We start from the raw sequence: 18202 nt of genomic DNA on the forward strand, positions 1-18202 counted from the left end.
AATCGACTGAAAAAATATAAGGATATTGAGGTGGAACAATGCAGATCTTTGATTTTGATCTGGACGGGAAATTACAGGAACTTACGGATCACCGGACGATTGAATTACCGGTGGCTTGTTATGAAACGACCATTTCCAAAAACGTGAATGGCTATATCCCTCTTCACTGGCATGAGGAAGTACAGTTTGTCCTCATAACGGAGGGGGAGGGTGTTTTTCAAGTCAATGAAGAAAAAATAGAAATAAAAGAAGGTGAGGGACTGTTTATAAACAGCGGCCGCCTGCATATGGCCGAAGAACAGGCACCATCAACGTGTGTCTATATCTGCTTGAATGTCTCTCCTCATTTCCTTGCCCCTCAGGAACTTTATCCCGCGTATGTCTATCCTTTTGTGAGACAAGCCAATGTGCCTTATATATTCATAGGGAGAGGTAGTGAATGGGGAAGGGATCTTTTGAAAGCCATCCGAGACGTTCACCACGTTATTGAGAGCGAGGCCTTTCATTATGAACTGGAAACATCTCTGTTGATCAATCAGATATGGAAAGCGTTAATCGATCATGCACTGAAACCGGATGCCGCCGAGGGGGAGTCTGTCACACAGCGCAGGATGAAAAAGATGCTGAGCTTTATCCATCAGCATTACAGTGAAAAGATCAGTCTGGATGCTATTGCGAAAGCCGGGCAGTTGAGCCGGTCGGAGTGCTGCCGATACTTCAAAAAGGTATTAAAGAAAACGCCATTAACGTATGTCACAGATTATCGTATTCAGCAAAGTATTCATCTCCTTCAACACCCTGATTCGAATGTAACGGAAGTGGGGTATCAAGTGGGATTTAACAGTTCAAGTTATTTTATTAGTAAGTTCCGGGACCGGATGCTCAAGACTCCTCTGGCTTATAAGAAAGCGGTACTGCAGGAAGAATAGGGTGTGCAAAATAATCTTCTCACACTGGTATTTTCTTTTTCATGAATGAGCAGAGTCAGGAGGCAAGTCCGGGTTTTTGGAAAATCAGTTGATCGTTTTCCCTTATTAAAGAATGAGTGCAAACAGCCGCTCCTTTTGGAGAAATGCAGTAATACGGCGGGGTCAACCTTTGGTTGACTCTATCCTGTTGCTTTTTCACCGGATTTTTGGAATGTTAAGAAGGTAACTTGGACCGGAAAAGGAGCATGGAAATCATGGATAATATTTTTGTGGGTGAGCGATTGACGAATTTACGGAAATTGAAAGGACGCACACAGGCAGATGTGGCAGCTCAATTTGGAGTGAGCAAACAGGCAGTATCCAAATGGGAAAAAGGGTTGTCGATGCCCGATGTTTTAATCCTCCCTGATCTTGCTGCATATTTTGGCGTGGAGATTGGATACTTCTTTGATAAAGCGCATGAAGACTCTACTCGGGTTCCGCTTAAAAAAGAAAAGGTCGCTATTCAAGTACGTGACCTTACGAAAAGGTATAAAGGTGCCGATGCTCCTGTATTGAAGGGAATCAATATAGACATTTACGATGGACTATCAACAGCTATCATGGGGCCTTCCGGCTGTGGTAAGACGACGTTTGTGAATTGTATTTCCGGATTGGAAACCATTACGGGGGGCAGCGTGATCATGTTTGATCAAGACATTGCCAATCTCAAAGAACCTAAGTTGACGGAATTCAGAAGAACTCATACCAATTATATATTTCAGCAATATAACCTTGTAGATGTATTGAATGTTCTGGACAATATCAAGCTGCCTTACAAAACTTCGGGTCAGAAGATCGATCGTGCTCGGTTGAAAGAGCTGATTGAAAGATTGGGGCTGTCCGGCAAAGAGAAGATGATGCCGACGAAATTATCCGGAGGACAGCAGCAGCGGGTGGCTATCGCCCGTGCCTTGCTTGGAAAAGGGAAGCTGATCCTTGCTGATGAGCCTACAGGTGCCCTGGATGTCAACACGGGAAATGACGTACTGGAACTTTTGCTTGCAGGATCCAAGGAATTCGGCTCACCTGCTGTCATTATTACCCACGACAGCAAAGTTGCCGCAAAATGTGATATTGTCCACTTTTTATTAGACGGGAACATTGTAAAAACATTGGAGCGTCCGGATGCGTCTGAAGTATCAAAGGTGATGGTGAGGTTGTCGGAGAATGTTTAAGTTATTAGTACATGACCTTCGTAAAAACCTTCCATTGTTCTTTGGGACTTTCCTTGCAATTATTGTCACGAGTTGTATCATCAGTGCCTGTCTCACCCTTGTATTTTCATCCGTGGCTGGTTGGGATTCGGGTAAACGGTTTGAAGGGATGGATCTTGTCGTAATGGCGGATCAAGACATTACAGTCTCCCACAAGGAAGAGGATGGTGATGTTAAAAAGGAATCAGAAAAATCCAATGGCAGAGTCCCACTAAGTCAAGAGCAGCTATCCTTTTTACAGGAGACCTATGATGCTGTTCCTGATTATACGTTTCATGTCGAAGTGGAAGGTGGAAATGATCTAAAATTGGCCGGGCATAACTTCCGGTCAATGGAGCTGAGTGATTTTCGTTTGAACGGATCCCGCCCAGCGCCTGACCAAGTCGTAGTAGATGAAAATTTTGCGGAGAAACATAACCTCCAGATCGGAGATGACCTTCCGATTACAACGAAAAGTGAATCTAGAGAATTTCAAATTAGTGGGATTGCTCTAAGCGAGGTTCCAGGTATGTATGACCTGCAGAATTACATTTTCTTTGAAGACGCTGCAGCAGAGGAAAAGGCTGTAGGAAGCTTTAGTGCAGGAATTACTACCTCTTCCCCGGATGATGTGGAAACCTCACTCAAAAAAGATAACTATACCGTATTGAGTGGGGCAGATAAATCAGAGGCAGAGCTTCCGAACATCGCAGATGAAAATATATCGTTGATGGTCATTTTTATTACGATGGGTTCCGTCTGCCTTGTGATTAGTTTGTTTGTTATAAGCGGGACCGTCCAATTCTCCATTCAGAACCGCTTTCGAACCCTGGCCCTATTGCGCGTCATCGGGCTGAAAAAGAGCCAGGTCCAAATGGTGCTTGCTGGACAGGCATTGATCATTGGTTTTGCTGCATCCTTGATCGGCATTCTTCTTGGGATTCCTTTAGCAGAATGGATTGTTAAAGCCTATCAACGGCTGGGAATTGTTCAGGAAGGCTTTCAGGTGACGCCTATATGGATATGGGAAGGTGTCGTCCTATCCGGGATTATGGTGCTCTCCCTAATCGTTACACTTCTCACAGCAAAAAGACCTTTATCCGTGTCTCCCATTTCAGCCTTGAAGGAAGAAGGGGACTTTACTCGGAAAACATCCGCTGCCGGCACGATCACCGGTGTGATTTTGATATTAGGTGGAGCCGCCATTCTGATCTTCACACCCATGAGCGGTGGTATCGGTATAGGAATGGCCTTCTGCGCATGCTCCTTATTTCTCGGCGGGATCATGAGTCTGACACCATTGTTGATGAAAGCCTTTAACTGGATTCTTTCCGTGTTTTTCAGACGGCTGGGTAAAAGTTTAGGACAGGTCGCTTATGCAAATATTAAAGAGAAAGCTTCTAAATTTGCTGTTGCTTCTGTCTCGATTTCTATCATGATGACACTGGGTACCGTCATGATGCTGAATAATATCACTTACATGGATGCTGTCACACAGCAGCAATATGATTTTGCAAAGGAGTATTCTTACGTTACAGAAAATATTGCTCCCTCTGAGATCGATGGAGGTGAAAATATTCTGGGGCTGACAAATACCGAAACACTCCTCCATCAAAAAGACGACCTGCTTGATCTGAATATGCTGGTCACTGTGGGGAACGTGCCGGACTTAAACATCATTGAGGGAACGTCCACCATCTCTGGTGATTCGATTCTTCTATCCAACAGATTCAAAGAAGCTCAGCCGGGGGATACCCTATCTGTATTTCTTGAAGATGGCACACAAAAGAACCTGACCGTTAAAGGCATCTTTCAATCAGAGGGACTTAATGATGAAAGCTTTAATAGTGTGACTTCGTTTGAAACGGTGGAGGAAAGCCTCTACGATTATTCTTTAGCCTACGTTTATTCCGACACACCACTCCCGGGATCGGAAAGAAACAATTACGCTTATTATGCAGACGCGCCATCCTATGATTTACAGCTGGGGGCTTCCCTTCTTCTTGGGGTGATCGCATTGATCTTATCTATTGTCGCTTTGTTTAATACGTTTGCGGTGATTATGTCTGTAAGAAAACAGGAGTTTAATGGATTGAAGGTCATTGGCGCAAAGAAAAATCAAATAGTCAAGATGACATTCATTGAAGTCCTTATTGTGACTGTAACCGGTGTGCTTATTGGTTTGGCTGTTTTGGCTGCCTGTGTGGGTGCCTATTCCTATGCAACGACAGGAGTATTTGATTGGATCGTAGATACAAGAATATTTATCGGCGTCATCATTCTGTCTTCTCTATTAGGACTGCTTGCGGGTCTCATCCCATCTTTTACAACAATCGGAAAACTAAAGCGGCAATTCCGTGTCGAGTAATGCTTCCGTGGATAAAAGGAATAGTTAAAAGTCAGGGCCTATGGGTTGTATGAATATATATATGAAATGTCTCGAAAAGAGCGGCTGCTTCCATTAAAGTGGCCGCTATTTTCCATAAAATAGTAATCATTTGAAACCTCCCTTTTCCTTATACGTACATATAAGGTGGAAGGTGAACCTTCTCTGAGATTTGAAGTATAGGAGGAGGTTTTATGGTGAAAAAGATGCTTAGTGTCGGATCCATCCTGATCCCAACCGTTTTAACAATTTTGATTGTAAACTTTTTATTCGGCATCGTTCCTTTGAACATACAGGGACTTCCGATTAACCTGCCGTTTATACTCTGTCCAATAGGAGCAGTCCTTGGTTTGATCGGCTATAAAATGAACCGGGACAACCTGGCACGGGCAGGGATGATTTTTAACATTGGTCTCTTCTTGTTCCCGATTGCTTTTAACATCATCGGGACACTGAGCGGAGGCGTTTGAAGCGAATAATCATAAACCAACATCCAGCAAAGAAAGGAGTTCTTCATGGATCTTATTTTAGGTGCAGTCCTCATCCTTTGGGGTGTCTTTATCCTGTATGCGTCCATATTCAAGATGAAAGGACAGATGGATTATGTAGATGATACCCGACTTGGATCAAGCGGATACCTGGAGTGGGAAAGTGTGGTGAAACTACTGAACAAACTTCCTTATCCTCTGGCAAAGAGTGTTGTCATGACTATAGGAAGTGGATTCATTTTGCTTGGTGCCTGGGTCATTTAGAAAAGTACTTTTCTATTTCAGCAGCACGATAAGATGTTTTGGGTGAATGATCTAAGCATTGATAAAGGAGGATCCTTATGGACGTTAGGGGGTCATTCAAGGAGAAAAGCTGATGTACAATCCGGACTTGCATTTTCACATTGGATATTATGAAGGGTATGACCTGGAGGTTGTCGCATACAAAAGAATCTGGGAACCTCTCTGGGATGTTTATGTTGATGATTCTGGACCTGGCACCTTATATTCTCAGGTAATGAATAAAGGACTTGGGGTTTCTGTTGCCCATTATGGAATCCTCATTTTTTCCATTGATGATACAAAGAACTTTGAAAAGCAAGCTTATCATTCGTTCGAAAAGTGGTTAAGACACTATAAATTGATAGACGTGGATGCTTAAGCAATTTGTTCAGCTTGGAGGTGCGGGAAATGGAAGCGGTCCTTACGTTTACCTCTCTTACCGCAGTCATCATCGCAAAGGTCATAAAAAACAAAAAACGCTTAGCGCAACTGACGGCCTTCCAAATGATCGGTGTGGGTGCAACTTATGTGGTCAGCGTTTTTATCGGATTTATACTCATTTATTACGGAGGGAATTGGATAGCATCAAAGGTGCCGTATAAGATTTTAAGCACACTCGTATTTATTCTGATTGTGATTGCAGCGCTATCAGTATGTGTTTCTCTAATGAATAAGACTATATATAAAATCACGAACGGTCTTCTTCCACGTGAGGAGCATGAATGAACAGGTGAGAGGGGGAACTGGGGTGGAAACAACTGTGCTGTTTTACAAAATAGATAAGGAAGAGGTTGAGTCAGCTGATTACATTCTTTGGGCTTATTCCATGATCGAGGCGGGGGTTTCCTCCCCTTCTCTTTTTATATTGGCTGCCTTTAGGAAAGATGCCAGCATCTTCGAAGTGGAAGACTATTTCAAAAGGGCCTGCCGTGAACTTCATGTGAATAACCGTCCTGATTTTGCTGCATGTGCTCGATCTTTTATGAAGGTGCTGGCCGATGATATAGCCAAGAGTGAGCATCCATCCATTACGTTTGAGCTTGCCTCCCGTATGTTTCACATCGTAAGGGACCTGGAATATCCTAAGGACTTAATGGTCTGGTACGATATCAGCGAAAGCATCGATCTACTCGTATATGATCCTTTCCATTCTGACATGAATGAAGCTGACTTGATTTCACTAATAAAAAGAGAAGCGGCTTCTTATCAAGCGGGCAGCTCCTAATCTAAACTGTTCAAGGGGGTGGTCCCTTTCAAGCATCATTCTGATGAGGGAAAAAGTTTTTCATTCCGTGCAGGTCTCCATGCGCGTTCAGCAAGTTTGTGAATCATTTCAGTGTTTAAAACCTGGGTTTACTAACATTAAATCGATAAGGAAGGGTGGAAGAATGGATCCATTGATGAAAAAGAAAGTGGAGTCATTGAGTGGAGAAGAAGTTCGTTCAATGGTTTTACAATCATGGTTGATGATGGAGTACGTGGACAGTGGCCATCTATCGCCAGATGAATATGTAGAACGGATAAAAGCCGTGAAAAAAAGTGTGGATCAGGTGTATAAACAGCAAATGAACCCTTTATCCAGCGACCAAAAAGATATGACAGAGGTTCATATCGTGTTTGGCCACTCCGCATATGGGGCGCTCAAAAATACGCTTGAAAATCTTAAAAGAGACAATGACATGGTCATCAACCTCCCTTTGATGTTTTCTATCGGGCCGGTCCGGAATCTTGATCAGCCAGAAGGGCTGCAGGAACGCCTGGACTGGCTCTATGACCGCATTCACCTGGATGACGAAGAGATCTTCACTTATGTTCAGCAAAACAAACAGGCCATGGAAGGCATCCGGAACATTCCTGATCATATCCAGACGACCATCTGGGTTGGAAATAATGCCCATGAACAGTTTGGCCTGCGTTTCGTTCTGCAGCTGCTGAAAGCATGGAACGGTCGTGTAAGGACAATCAACGTAAGTGAAAGTCACTTAAAACGTTCGACGGGATATCCCATCCATACGGGTGAAATCTCTCCAGACCGGATCGGGGAAATGATTCATTATGCTTCAAGTGAACCCATTCCTTTTGAAGCGAGGGATCGTTTGGAGAAAGACTGGCTGCGGTTATCCTCAGAAAACAGCGAGTTGAGAATATGGGGTGAAGGGGTCTTTTCAAAAACGGTCGACTACTTTGATCCCATCATTATTCAAACCGTAAGAAGTCTTCATGAAGATGCCGGTTGTGTTGATTTTATTAAAGCAACCAGGATCATAGGAGAAGTGATCGGGCATTCGCGGCAGGTGATCGGTGATGCTTTTATCGAATACCGGTTGATTCAGCTGGTTCTTGAAAACAGATTGGATATCAAGGGGATTCCGAGAGGCATGCGGTACTTTGCCGTGAGAGTCAAAGAGGAAACAGATTGGGGATGTTCATAATTACAAAGATCCTTATTGGAGTCAGCAGCAATTTTGTTAAGGAGAAGGAATTGACCTTATGGAAGAATCAGAGTATATAACTAAATTTTATATATACATAGTCATCGGTGGAGTTTTGGTCGGTTTAATAACATTCCTGACTATCAAAGATATCATTAGAAAAAAACCTTTTGGTATCAGATTTACCCTCTATTTAGTATTTACAATGAACTTCGGAATCTCAGCCATTCTTACGAGCATTTCCAGTATTAAATCCACTAAGGAAATCCTTGAAATCGATGGCAGCGGCGTTTTACTGAATCAGTTAAAGCCTTACAGTGTTAATCTCCCCGTATTTTATCTAATTGTTAGCATCTTAACCCTTTGCGGGTATGCTTTATCTCGCAGGGCGGAAAGTGACAAGGATGATCGGTGATCGTTTTATAGAATACCGGTTGATTCAGTTAGTTCTTGAGTACAAATTGGATATTAAGGGGGTTCCGAGAGGGCTTGAGGTACTCTATCGTGAAAATCCAAGAGGAACCGGGAAGAGAATTTTGGTAATAAATGGATGTAAGGGTATAGAGATAGAAAAGGAGTGTGTGAAAAATGCGTGCGTCTGTATCTTTACTCTGTATTGTAACTGCCTTCATCCTGATGATCATCAATCCTGAAGCTCCCGCCGGGTCTTTCATCGAGGAATACCGTCTGATTTTTATCATGACGATGCTGCTTCCTGTCATCGGGTTGTTGATTGGCCTGAAGGCTCGGCGGTGGAAGACGTTTGTTCTTTTAGCGAACATCCTTGGCATTTTGACGATTACCGTTGTCCATGTCATGGCTGTTCTTTCCTTTGCATGAAAACGATAGAATCAAAAAGTTTCGTATAGAAGGGAAGTATGTGGAACCAAAAGGAGGTGATGATTATCAAAGTTTTCGAGATTGTGCTGCTCCTCTCCGCTATAGCTGCCGTTTGTACATATCTTTTTTATAGAGCAGATTTTCTAGTATACACAGCCCTGGCTGGTGGCATCGGTTATTCGGTCCTTCACCTTATCCGCACCTATGAAAGAAGGAAAAACGCTGTATTAGGACATCCGGACGCCAAATACTACAATACTTTTGATTCCTATGATGACGACTATGTCCCGGGGGATCTTTTTGATGATATCAGCGATTATGACGGTTCTTGATCCTATATACGGAGGTGAGTCTATGTCCAACCATTCCAATGATGACCCGTCTTTTAATGACGGGATCGATCATCAAAAGAAAATCGAAGGGTATCCAAAACCGAGTGAGGGCGGACTGCCCGGCCCGATTAAATGGATTGGGTATGTTTTGTTCGGAAGTATTGCCTTGATGATGCTTTTTGCTCTTATTGGAAATTTCATATGGAATTAAAGGAGTCGGGAACATGTTCAGCTTTACAAAAGTGCAGGAGGCTCATATCCAAAAAGAGTGTAGGCTTCACAACTCAAACCCTGCCTACAATAAAATCGCTTATGATAAGGAACTTCTAACGGTGGATGACATAAGAGAGCAGTGGAAGGAAGCGGATGAACTCGGTAATGAAAGACATTTGGTTGGTTATGGTGAGAGTTTCATAGGCATTATTGAATACGGCATGCAGTCGCCGAACTCCGGAAATCCATGGCTGAGTCTGCTGTTGATGGACAGTACCTATCATGGTCAGGGTTTGGGGAAAAAGGTGTACAGGGTTTATGAGGAACTTATGAAAAAGCGGCAGGCGGACGTGATTGAAATGGCTGTTCATGCGGACAACCTTCCTGCCGTAAAGTTCTGGACTTCTCTTGGTTATCTTAAATACAGAGAACGTTTTTATGAAAACAAACGGATGTATAGTTACTATAAGCTGCTGCATGGGAGAGGGGAGGAAACTGGGGATGAGTGAGGAAAGTAACGCTGTTTTAGAAACTCCGCGCTGTTATGTAAGACCTTTTACTTCCGTGGACATTGAGGCGTTCATGAGCTACCGGAATGATCTGGACTGGATGAAATACCAGGGGTTCAAAGGATTCACCCGTCAGGTCTATGAAACGACCCTGCTGAATCCGCAGAGAGTGGAAGATGGTTCTCAGCTGGCTGTGATAAGAAAAAAAGACCACGTGCTCCTCGGTGATGTATTTCTGCTGAAGAAGGAGGATGACTTCTGGGTGGGCTATACGATTGATCCTTCGTATAAGCGGCAGGGCTATGCGTATGAGATTGTCCAAGCCCTGACTCACTGGATCCAATCAAAAGGGGATTACATGATCAAGGCCGGTGTGGAAAAAGAAAACCTTCCATCGATCAACCTGCTGGAGAAATCAGGATTTCGGAGGATGGAAGAGGAAGACGACGAATTCGTCTATGTATGGAGCGGTGGTTAAGGAGTATCCATCATCATCCAAGCGGCGAAGATAAAGATGATACTGTAGAAAAAGGCCAGTACAGCAAAACCCGTGATAAGCAGATCTTTCTTATTCTGCGATCTCGAAAACGAGATGATGGATAATGTGAGAGCGGCTGCCGGCAGCATCCAGTTGAACAGGAATAATACATTCTCGTGGAAGGAAACAGCATCCATCAGACTGAGATTCTGGACGATCAGAGATAGTATGATACATAGGATGGCCAAGTGTCTGAATCCCTTGTGATTGCCAGTCATGGATATAACCTCCTTTTCTCTATTCATGTTAGCAGTGGGCGTTTGACGAGACAAGAAGGGGGCAGTTCCATTCACCTGTTCATTAACAGTTTCCCTGTCTGTAAAGGAGGCCGCTGTTTTCTTTTCGTAATTCTTATACCAAATTCCTATTCCTGCTAAATCAGTAATGGAAGCGCAGTCTGAGGCATGTTCAAAAACCCCTCTTAGCTTCGAGATGTTTTGTGTAGAGCGTTAGCGGTAATACATGACTAAACAAAGCAAACTACACAACTTTTTATAAAGGAGAATTTGAATATGCGTACTATTTTGAAGCATTACATTAACGGTGAATGGGTGGAATCCACGGGAAATGACACCGAGGACGTCATAAACCCTGCCACGGAAGAAACGATGGGTCAAATTAGTCTGGGAACGAAGGAAGACCTGGATAAAGCTGTTCAAGCCGCCCGCGATGCTTTCCCGGGTTTCTCTCAAACTTCTAAAGAAGAGCGTATTGAAATGCTTGAGAATATAGCCGAAGCCTATGCCCGACGCAAAGATGAATTCATCGACGTGATGACGGATGAGTTAGGTGCACCTCTTGAAATTTCGGAGAAGATTCACTACAGCATGGGCTATAATCATTTTGCCCAAGCGGCCGAATCTCTTAAAAATATTGAATTCATGGAGCATCGCGGCAACCATACGGTAGTCAAGGAATCTGTCGGGGTCAGCGGCTTAATCACCCCATGGAACTTCCCGACAAACCAAGCTTCAACGAAAATTGCCAGCGCATTTGCAGCAGGAAGCCCTGTTGTATTGAAACCTTCGGAAATGACGCCGTTCGCTGCCATTATGTTAGCAGAGATCTTTGATGAAGTGGGCGTGCCTAAGGGAGCGTTCAACCTTGTTAACGGTACAGGCGAAACGATAGGTGATGGCATCAGCTCCCATCCTGATATTGATTTTGTATCCTTCACGGGTTCCGCGGGCGTAGGAACGAAAATTATGCAGAATGCTTCTGAAACGATTAAAAACGTCGCTCTTGAACTCGGAGGTAAATCTCCATTGATTGTTCTGGAAGATGCGGATATGAAAGAGGCGGCCCGGAATGCAGTAAGCAATATCGCCACGAATACCGGGCAGGTTTGTTCTGCTGCGACCCGGATGATTGTTCCAGCTTCCAAGAAGGAAGAATTTGAACAGGCCGTCCTGGACGTTCTTCCTGAATTTCCGGTAGGGCATCCTCGTGAAGGAAATTATGTCGGACCACTTGTATCCAAGAAACAGTGGGACACCGTTCAATCCTATATTGAAAAAGGGATGAACGAAGGTGCAAATCTGATTGCCGGTGGTACAGGACTTCCAGAAGGACTGGAAAAGGGGTATTACGCTAAACCAACGATTTTCACTGATGTAACGAACGATATGGTCATAGCCCAGGAAGAGATTTTTGGACCTGTGATGAGTATTATTACGTATGACACCATCGATCAAGCCATTGAAATAGGTAATGATGTGGTGTATGGATTAGCAGGTTACGTCTATGGTAAAGATCCGGAAACACTTAGAAAAGTTGCCACATCCATTCGTGCCGGCCGTATCAAGATAAATGATGCCTCTCATGATTTCAATGCACCATTTGGTGGTTATAAGCAGTCAGGTATTGGTCGTGAGTGGGGCGATTATGGAATTGAAGAATATCTTGAGAAAAAAGCGATTCTTGGGTTCCCATCTTAATTGGTCGCTGATTTAAGAAGAGCTGTTCTCCTGGAAGGGGAGGACAGCTCTTCTTTTTTTAGTAAGGTCCAACTGAATTTTATCAGAATCTTTATAAAAGAAGTCTTGAGCCATCTGAGCTTAAGGCTTCTTTTTATTTCGGTTCCCGAAAAAAGTCGGAAAAAGTAGTTGCAAAATGGTCATTTTGTGCTAGTATCATTAGTAATCATAAAATTCAGAATATTGGTTCGATTATAGAACCACTTAGAAAGCGGTGAAGCCGAGTGAGTTCAAAAACCGTCGATAAGGCACTTCAGGTCCTTGATATGTTCACGCTGGAACATCCGAAGTGGGGACTCCGGGAATTGTCCCGGGCGCTTGATATGAGTCATACCATTGTCCACCGGATGCTGACCACCCTCGAAGAACGGGGATATGTATACCGCAGCGTGGATACGCAGAAATATGAGCTTGGCATTAAATTCCTTGAGCTCAGCAACATCGTCGAACAACATTTTCAAATCTCTGAGATCATTCATCCCATCATGCATAAGATTGCTTCCGAAACCGGGGAAAGTGTCGTCATGACGCTTCTGGATAACGAGGAAGGGGTCTTCTCCAAGATTGTAGAAAGCAGCCGCCTTGTCCGCTTCGCCGGCTCGGTCGGCCGTCGTTCCCCGCTTTATGTCGGAGCTTCCCACAAAGTCATCCTTTGTCACCTGCCTAAAGAAGTTCAACGAAGAATCGTTCATGAAGGGGCTGTCCAACACCCCGGCCTTATCCCGTCAGAAACTGATATGTTGAAAAAACTTGAGGACATCGAAAGGAAGCGGTGGGCGTATTCCTCCGGCGAAACGATCAGTGATGTAGCCGCGGTTTCCATTCCCTTGTTTGATTACGGCCATATGGTTCTCGGGTCGCTATCGATAGCCGGTCCCAGCTACCGGCTCACTGAAGAAGTAGCGGAACACATTTTACCTGATCTCATCCGACACCGGGGAGAGCTCGATTCTGTTTTAAGCAAAGTTTGTTTTCCGACTAGACGGAACTATCTGCTTGAAAGTCTTCATTAAAGGAGGGGATCACACATGTTGAAGGTGGAAGGCCTCGTGACGGGCTACCAGGGAAAGGACGGGTTTGTCCGGGCGGTCGACGGGGTGAGTTTTGATATTGAAAAAGGAGAAACCGTCTGCATCGTCGGGGAATCCGGCAGTGGTAAAAGTGTCACATCGATGTCTGTGATGAGACTGGTCGAGTTTGAAAATGGGGAAATCATAAGCGGGTCGATCGAGTATATGGGTGAAGAACTGACAACCAAAACGAATGAAGAAATGAGGAAGATCAGAGGAGCAGAGATCTCAATGATTTTCCAGGAGCCGTTGACCGCGCTGAATCCTGTCTTCACCATCGGCCAGCAGATTGTCGAAGCGATCCGTTATCATGAGCCGCTGAAGAAAAAGGAAGCGATGGACAAGGCGGAGGATTTGCTGACCCTTGTCGGGCTTTCTGAACCGAAAACAAGGTTGAAGCAGTATCCTCACGAATTGTCGGGAGGGATGAGGCAGCGGGTCATGATTGCCATTGCACTCGCCTCCAAGCCGAAGCTTCTCATCGCAGATGAACCGACAACAGCGCTTGATGTCACGATTGAAGCGCAGATCCTCGAGCTGCTCCGAAAATTGAGGAACGAAGAGGACATGTCCATCATGCTCATCACCCACGATATTGGTGTAGCGGCAGAGCTTTCCCACAGGATCATCATCATGTATGCCGGGAAGGTGATGGAGATTGCAGAGACGAGCGATTTGTTTGAACTCCCGCATCACCCTTATACAAAAGGACTGCTTGAATCGATTCCGAAAATGAGCGGGGCCAGAGGAGAGCTTCTTCCGACCATTGAAGGAACGATTCCAGGCGTGAACCAGATGCCTGAAGGCTGCCGGTTTGCGCCGCGCTGCAGCTTTGCCACAGAGAAGTGCCATCAGGAAGAACCTCCGCTTCAAAAAGTGGGCCGGCGTGACGTCGCCTGCTGGCATGTGGAAGAGTTCACTGCCTCTCAGGTTGACCCTTTTCACAGAAAGGAGGATCCCGTTGAATCAAATTCATAAAGAAAAGCTGTTGGAAATTCAGCATTTGAAGAAATACTTTGAGATTAAAGGAGGTGGGGCCTTAGGGAAGCGGAAGCAGACGCTGAAGGCGGTGGATGGTGTTTCTTTTGATATTTATAAAGGAGAGACACTCGGGCTTGTCGGGGAATCCGGCTGCGGGAAATCGACGCTCGGCAGGAACATCTTAAGACTTCAGGATCCGACGGACGGCCGGGTGCTTTATGGTGAGAGTAATATTCTTGAATATTCGAAGAAAGACATGCGCAGACTCCGCAAGGACATGCAGATCATTTATCAGGATCCGTTCGGTTCTTTGAACCCGCGTTTCACAATCGGGCAGATTATCGGGGAGATGTATGAGATTCATGGTCTTGCCAAAGGCGCAGAAAAAGAAAGAAAGGTTAAGGAATTGTTGGAGCTCGTAGGATTGGATGCGAGCCGTTATCACAGCTACCCTCATGAATTTTCCGGAGGGCAGAGGCAGCGGGTGGGCATAGCGAGGGCGCTTGCGCTTGAGCCGGAATTCATCGTTGCGGATGAACCGGTGTCCGCTTTGGATGTGTCGGTCCAGTCCCAGGTCATTAACCTGTTGATCCAGTTGAAGCGGGAGATGGGATTGACGCTTTTGTTCATTGCGCACGGACTGAATGTCGTCCGGCATATTTCCGACCGGGTGGGTGTGATGTACTTAGGAAAACTCGTCGAACTGTCGGATACGGATTCGATCTTCAATGATCCTGCACACCCTTATACGGCAGCACTCTTGTCGACTGTACCGGAAGCCGATCCCGAAGCAAGGAAAGAACGTATCGTTCTTAAAGGGGAAGTGCCTTCACCAGCATCTCCACCTTCAGGGTGCAATTTCCGGACGAGGTGTCCACTTGCAACAGAACGATGCAGTCAGGAAGTTCCAGCATGGCAGGAAACGCGAAACGGCCATTTCACGGCCTGTCATTACCCTTTGGAAAAAGGGCAGACGTTAAAAGAAGCTGTCGCTCAACGTCAGAAACCATCTGACAACAAAACTAATAACCTTATTATGGCATAAGAGGTAAATAAAAGGAAGGGGAATATCCTTTGGCTGAACTCATTCAAAAAGGCAACCAAAAAGTCTATGACGGCTATAAGTCTTTTCAATATCTTGAAGCGGGCGTCGATTATAAATCTTACACTCTTGCAAAAGAAGTGGACCGTGTCCCGAGCTTTTCCTATCCTGTGACAAATGAGCAGGAAAATGAGGTCCAGACGATCCTGGAAGAGGATTTGATGATTTCCATGCATGAGCATACGTTCATTGCACCGGAAGATCTTAATCAGTTTTACGAATTCCGCCGGCAGGGCAGGGACTTCACAGCCTTTGAAGCCCTGAGCCGTTCAGGTCTTGATGTCATTTTTGAGAATTTCATGGACGGAACAGCGATGATCACCTCACTCGCAGGGTGGAAATGGTCGGATGTCATTCACGACCTGGGTATCCGCTTCAGCGACATCGCCCATCAGGATATGGTGATTAAAGCTGAGCGTATTGAGGACTTGTCCAGGGCGAAAAGAGAAGGGAAAATCGCTTTTGTCGGAGCCTTGGAATCGGCATCCATGATTGAAAATGAGCTGGACCGTCTTGATGTGTTGTATGGCTTCGGCATCCGGACGATGGGTGTCTGCTACTCTGAATCCAATATGCTGGGCTCGGGCCTCCGTGAACCGAAGGATGCCGGCCTTTCCGTTTTTGGAAAACAGGCGGTTGAACGGATGAACAAGCTCGGCATCACTGTGGATGTTTCTCACGCCGGTGATCAAACGGCACTTGATACGATTGAAACGAGTACAAAGCCGGTCACCATCAACCATGCCGGTGCCCGTGGTGTATGGGATACGAAGCGTATGAAGCCGGACAGTGTCATCCGATCCTGTGCTGAAAAGGGCGGGGTGATAGGAATTGAGGCAGCTCCGCACTCCACCATATCGGAAAATCATCCGCACCACAATATCGATTCGTTCATGGAACACTTCGAATATACGGCGAACCTGGTAGGGATCGAGCATGTAGCCTTTGGGCCGGACACCTTATTCGGTGACCATGTCGGCCTTCATGATACACTAGCCGGTCAATTATCCATCAAAAGTGCTCAGAAATCCTCGATGGAGCGTGTCGATTATGTCAAAGGATTGGAAAACCCGGCGGAATGCTTTCCGAACATCGTCCGCTGGCTTGTCGCTAAAGGATACAGTCGGGAAGACATCCGTAAAGTTACCGGCGGCAACATTATGCGTGTGCTGAAAGAAACGTGGGCGAAATAATAAGAGAGGGACGATGACGATGAATAAAAAATGGTGGGTCTTTTTATCAGCTGCACTTATGGCGTTGTTCCTGGCAGCCTGTTCCTACGGAGGGGAAGAGGAGGCAGAGGGAGAAGCGACAGCGTCTTCTGAAGAGGCCGTCTCCGGCGGAAAGGTATCGATTCCGATTGTCGCTGATCCAACCTTTAATCCGTGGCACCCGAGTGCCTATGCAGAGTCCAATGTCATTAACCGTGTCATATTCGACGGTTTGACGAAGCCGGGGAAAGATCTGGTGCCTGCACCGGATCTGGCTGAATCGTGGGAGACGTCCGAGGATGGCCTGACCTGGACCTTCCAGCTCCGTGATGATGTCACATGGCATGACGGCGAACCGTTTACATCAGAGGACGTTGTGTTTACGTTCAATGATATTACATTGAATGAAGAGCTTGGAGCGAACAGTGCCTCCTATTTCGGACAGGTGGAAAGTGTTGAAGCAGATGGTGATTACACCGTTATGTTCAACTTATCGAGCCCGGTTGCCGCCCTTCCGGCTTACCTGAGTTTTAATACAGAGATTATTCCTGAGCACATTTTCCAAGGAGAAGATCCATGGGATTTGACGAGCTTTAACAAGGAGAACCCTGTTGGAACAGGACCTTTCAAGCTTAAATCCTATACTTCCGGACAGAGCGTCGTGCTGGAGCGGAATGAAGAGTATTTCGGCGATGCTGCGAACCTGGACGAAGTGGAATACAAAATTCTTCCTGATGCCAATACCCACGTGGCGCAGCTGTTGAGCGGCGAACTTTCCATCTTCGCTCTGGATGACACCTCTGCGGTTGAACGTATTGAGAGTGCGGACGGCGTTGATGTGGACGGACGTGATACGAACCGTTTCTTCTGGCTGATCGTCAACCAGCAGGAAGAAAGGTTCCAGGATGTGAAGGTACGCCAGGCGATGGAACATGCGCTTGACCGTCAGAACATCATCGATACCGTCCTTCAAGGGTATGGAACGATTGCAGATGCCGGAATTACGCCGGCGTTGTCGGAGTATTACACCGATGATGTGAAGCAGTATCCATTCGATCCGGAAGAAGCGAAAAAGCTCCTTGCTGAAGCGGGATGGGAGGATACGAACGGTGATGGTTTTGTCGATAAGGATGGAGAAAACTTCGAAATCATCTTTGACATCGGTATTCAGGGGGATTTAGAAGCGATTGCCCAGCTTGTTCAGCAGTACTTGATTGATGTCGGGCTGGATGTGCAGTTGAATACGATGGACTGGAATACGATGATCGACAAAGTCGTCATCCAAAGGGATTATGCGATGACCTTGAACTGGTGGCGCTATCCACCGGATCCGGATTTGAAGGCGTACATGCACTCTGATTTTGCTGAGCAGGGGAACAACATCCCGGCTTATCAAAATGAAGAAATGGACAAGCTTCTGGACGCCGGTGCGGAAACGAGCGATGTAGAGGAGCGGAAGGAAATCTACACAGAAGCCCAGAAGCTGATGGCTGAAGAGCTTCCGTACATGTTCCTCTGGTACCCGCAGGAAGTACAGGTGAAGCGCTCGGATATCGACGGCGTACCTGAACTGGCCTTTGGAGATACGCTTCACTATATCCAGGAATGGTATATGGCGGAGTAAGTCATGGGAGAAGTGCACCACCGCGTGCACTTCTCTTTTATAAAAAGGGGGGAC

General features: G+C 45.7%; 22 protein-coding genes. 21 read left to right on the forward strand and 1 reads right to left on the reverse strand.

Annotated elements, in window-relative coordinates:
* The first annotated feature begins 38 nt into the window (after positions 1-38).
* The 15 genes from H615_RS0103135 (at position 39) to H615_RS0103215 (ending at position 10124) form a co-directional block, all read left to right on the forward strand.
* A complete protein-coding gene (locus H615_RS0103135) occupies positions 39-929 on the forward strand; it encodes a helix-turn-helix domain-containing protein (protein ID WP_156896425.1) in 891 nt (296 codons plus the stop codon).
* Positions 930-1183: 254 nt separating this feature from the next.
* Positions 1184-2146 (forward strand): ATP-binding cassette domain-containing protein, encoded by a 963-nt coding sequence (locus tag H615_RS0103145; RefSeq protein ID WP_169516180.1) that lies wholly within the window; start codon positions 1184-1186, stop codon positions 2144-2146.
* A complete protein-coding gene (locus H615_RS0103150) occupies positions 2139-4532 on the forward strand; it encodes an FtsX-like permease family protein (protein ID WP_027953784.1) in 2394 nt (797 codons plus the stop codon). Before H615_RS0103145 ends, H615_RS0103150 begins: the two co-directional genes overlap by 8 nt.
* Before the next feature lie 212 nt (positions 4533-4744).
* The gene (locus H615_RS0103160; RefSeq protein ID WP_027953785.1) at positions 4745-5020 is read left to right on the forward strand and encodes a hypothetical protein; all 276 of its coding nucleotides are present in this window, start codon (positions 4745-4747) and stop codon (positions 5018-5020) included.
* Positions 5021-5065: 45 nt separating this feature from the next.
* The gene (locus H615_RS0103165) at positions 5066-5302 is read left to right on the forward strand and encodes a hypothetical protein (protein ID WP_027953786.1); all 237 of its coding nucleotides are present in this window, start codon (positions 5066-5068) and stop codon (positions 5300-5302) included.
* A gap of 112 nt (positions 5303-5414) precedes the next feature.
* Entirely contained in the window at positions 5415-5699 is a 285-nt protein-coding gene (locus H615_RS0103170; RefSeq protein ID WP_035531197.1) for a DUF3986 family protein, read from the forward strand.
* Positions 5700-5728: 29 nt separating this feature from the next.
* The gene (locus H615_RS0103175; RefSeq protein ID WP_027953788.1) at positions 5729-6046 is read left to right on the forward strand and encodes a hypothetical protein; all 318 of its coding nucleotides are present in this window, start codon (positions 5729-5731) and stop codon (positions 6044-6046) included.
* A gap of 22 nt (positions 6047-6068) precedes the next feature.
* Entirely contained in the window at positions 6069-6545 is a 477-nt protein-coding gene (locus tag H615_RS21770; RefSeq protein ID WP_051254574.1) for a hypothetical protein, read from the forward strand.
* 163 nt (positions 6546-6708) lie between these two features.
* A complete protein-coding gene (locus tag H615_RS0103185; protein ID WP_027953789.1) occupies positions 6709-7752 on the forward strand; it encodes a DUF1835 domain-containing protein in 1044 nt (347 codons plus the stop codon).
* A 58-nt stretch (positions 7753-7810) separates the two neighbouring features.
* Positions 7811-8167, forward strand: coding sequence for a hypothetical protein (locus H615_RS0103190; RefSeq protein WP_027953790.1), 357 nt, complete (start codon positions 7811-7813; stop codon positions 8165-8167).
* 173 nt (positions 8168-8340) lie between these two features.
* Positions 8341-8592: a hypothetical protein gene (locus H615_RS0103195; RefSeq protein ID WP_027953791.1), complete on the forward strand. Its 252-nt coding sequence runs from the start codon at positions 8341-8343 to the stop codon at positions 8590-8592.
* A gap of 38 nt (positions 8593-8630) precedes the next feature.
* Positions 8631-8924, forward strand: coding sequence for a hypothetical protein (locus tag H615_RS0103200; RefSeq protein WP_027953792.1), 294 nt, complete (start codon positions 8631-8633; stop codon positions 8922-8924).
* The gene (locus H615_RS0103205; RefSeq protein WP_244877714.1) at positions 8896-9135 is read left to right on the forward strand and encodes a hypothetical protein; all 240 of its coding nucleotides are present in this window, start codon (positions 8896-8898) and stop codon (positions 9133-9135) included. Before H615_RS0103200 ends, H615_RS0103205 begins: the two co-directional genes overlap by 29 nt.
* 13 nt (positions 9136-9148) lie before the next feature.
* The gene (locus H615_RS0103210; RefSeq protein ID WP_027953794.1) at positions 9149-9646 is read left to right on the forward strand and encodes a GNAT family N-acetyltransferase; all 498 of its coding nucleotides are present in this window, start codon (positions 9149-9151) and stop codon (positions 9644-9646) included.
* Entirely contained in the window at positions 9639-10124 is a 486-nt protein-coding gene (locus H615_RS0103215; RefSeq protein ID WP_035531200.1) for a GNAT family N-acetyltransferase, read from the forward strand. Before H615_RS0103210 ends, H615_RS0103215 begins: the two co-directional genes overlap by 8 nt.
* Here H615_RS0103215 and H615_RS0103220 read toward each other — a convergent pair.
* Complete coding sequence (locus tag H615_RS0103220) at positions 10121-10402, reverse strand: hypothetical protein (RefSeq protein WP_027953796.1); 282 nt, start codon at positions 10400-10402, stop codon at positions 10121-10123. The two genes, H615_RS0103215 and H615_RS0103220, sit on opposite strands and share 4 nt — an antisense overlap.
* A gap of 294 nt (positions 10403-10696) precedes the next feature.
* On the opposite strand from H615_RS0103220, the gene H615_RS0103225 reads away from it, so the two are divergent.
* From H615_RS0103225 to H615_RS0103250, 6 genes are all read left to right on the forward strand, one after another.
* The gene (locus H615_RS0103225; protein ID WP_027953797.1) at positions 10697-12121 is read left to right on the forward strand and encodes an aldehyde dehydrogenase family protein; all 1425 of its coding nucleotides are present in this window, start codon (positions 10697-10699) and stop codon (positions 12119-12121) included.
* 263 nt (positions 12122-12384) lie between these two features.
* The gene (locus tag H615_RS20805) at positions 12385-13173 is read left to right on the forward strand and encodes an IclR family transcriptional regulator (protein WP_051254575.1); all 789 of its coding nucleotides are present in this window, start codon (positions 12385-12387) and stop codon (positions 13171-13173) included.
* Positions 13174-13188: 15 nt separating this feature from the next.
* Positions 13189-14208: an ABC transporter ATP-binding protein gene (locus H615_RS0103235; protein ID WP_027953798.1), complete on the forward strand. Its 1020-nt coding sequence runs from the start codon at positions 13189-13191 to the stop codon at positions 14206-14208.
* Positions 14201-15256 carry an ABC transporter ATP-binding protein gene (locus tag H615_RS20810; RefSeq protein WP_280513299.1) on the forward strand — a complete coding sequence of 352 codons (1056 nt, stop codon included), beginning with the start codon at positions 14201-14203 and terminating at the stop codon, positions 15254-15256. Before H615_RS0103235 ends, H615_RS20810 begins: the two co-directional genes overlap by 8 nt.
* Before the next feature lie 29 nt (positions 15257-15285).
* On the forward strand, positions 15286-16506 hold the full coding sequence (locus tag H615_RS0103245) for a dipeptidase (protein WP_084162973.1): 1221 nt from the start codon (positions 15286-15288) through the stop codon (positions 16504-16506).
* A 13-nt stretch (positions 16507-16519) separates the two neighbouring features.
* Entirely contained in the window at positions 16520-18148 is a 1629-nt protein-coding gene (locus tag H615_RS0103250) for an ABC transporter substrate-binding protein (protein WP_027953800.1), read from the forward strand.
* Positions 18149-18202: the final 54 nt, after the last annotated feature.

This window comes from Halobacillus kuroshimensis DSM 18393, from assembly GCF_000425705.1.
In the GTDB taxonomy this organism is placed as follows: domain Bacteria; phylum Bacillota; class Bacilli; order Bacillales; family Halobacillaceae; genus Halobacillus; species Halobacillus kuroshimensis.

What these genes read in the sequence shown, in the direction of transcription:
- H615_RS0103135 (WP_156896425.1), top strand. Translation starts at nt 39, where the DNA reads ATGCAGATCTTTGATTTTGATCTGGACGGGAAATTACAGGAACTTACG.
- H615_RS0103145 (WP_169516180.1), top strand. Translation starts at nt 1,184, where the DNA reads ATGGATAATATTTTTGTGGGTGAGCGATTGACGAATTTACGGAAATTG.
- H615_RS0103150 (WP_027953784.1), top strand. Translation starts at nt 2,139, where the DNA reads ATGTTTAAGTTATTAGTACATGACCTTCGTAAAAACCTTCCATTGTTC.
- H615_RS0103160 (WP_027953785.1), top strand. Translation starts at nt 4,745, where the DNA reads ATGGTGAAAAAGATGCTTAGTGTCGGATCCATCCTGATCCCAACCGTT.
- H615_RS0103165 (WP_027953786.1), top strand. Translation starts at nt 5,066, where the DNA reads ATGGATCTTATTTTAGGTGCAGTCCTCATCCTTTGGGGTGTCTTTATC.
- H615_RS0103170 (WP_035531197.1), top strand. Translation starts at nt 5,415, where the DNA reads ATGTACAATCCGGACTTGCATTTTCACATTGGATATTATGAAGGGTAT.
- H615_RS0103175 (WP_027953788.1), top strand. Translation starts at nt 5,729, where the DNA reads ATGGAAGCGGTCCTTACGTTTACCTCTCTTACCGCAGTCATCATCGCA.
- H615_RS0103185 (WP_027953789.1), top strand. Translation starts at nt 6,709, where the DNA reads ATGGATCCATTGATGAAAAAGAAAGTGGAGTCATTGAGTGGAGAAGAA.
- H615_RS0103190 (WP_027953790.1), top strand. Translation starts at nt 7,811, where the DNA reads ATGGAAGAATCAGAGTATATAACTAAATTTTATATATACATAGTCATC.
- H615_RS0103195 (WP_027953791.1), top strand. Translation starts at nt 8,341, where the DNA reads ATGCGTGCGTCTGTATCTTTACTCTGTATTGTAACTGCCTTCATCCTG.
- H615_RS0103200 (WP_027953792.1), top strand. Translation starts at nt 8,631, where the DNA reads ATGTGGAACCAAAAGGAGGTGATGATTATCAAAGTTTTCGAGATTGTG.
- H615_RS0103205 (WP_244877714.1), top strand. Translation starts at nt 8,896, where the DNA reads ATGATATCAGCGATTATGACGGTTCTTGATCCTATATACGGAGGTGAG.
- H615_RS0103210 (WP_027953794.1), top strand. Translation starts at nt 9,149, where the DNA reads ATGTTCAGCTTTACAAAAGTGCAGGAGGCTCATATCCAAAAAGAGTGT.
- H615_RS0103215 (WP_035531200.1), top strand. Translation starts at nt 9,639, where the DNA reads ATGAGTGAGGAAAGTAACGCTGTTTTAGAAACTCCGCGCTGTTATGTA.
- H615_RS0103220 (WP_027953796.1), bottom strand. Translation starts at nt 10,402, where the DNA reads ATGACTGGCAATCACAAGGGATTCAGACACTTGGCCATCCTATGTATC.
- H615_RS0103225 (WP_027953797.1), top strand. Translation starts at nt 10,697, where the DNA reads ATGCGTACTATTTTGAAGCATTACATTAACGGTGAATGGGTGGAATCC.
- H615_RS0103235 (WP_027953798.1), top strand. Translation starts at nt 13,189, where the DNA reads ATGTTGAAGGTGGAAGGCCTCGTGACGGGCTACCAGGGAAAGGACGGG.
- H615_RS0103250 (WP_027953800.1), top strand. Translation starts at nt 16,520, where the DNA reads ATGACGATGAATAAAAAATGGTGGGTCTTTTTATCAGCTGCACTTATG.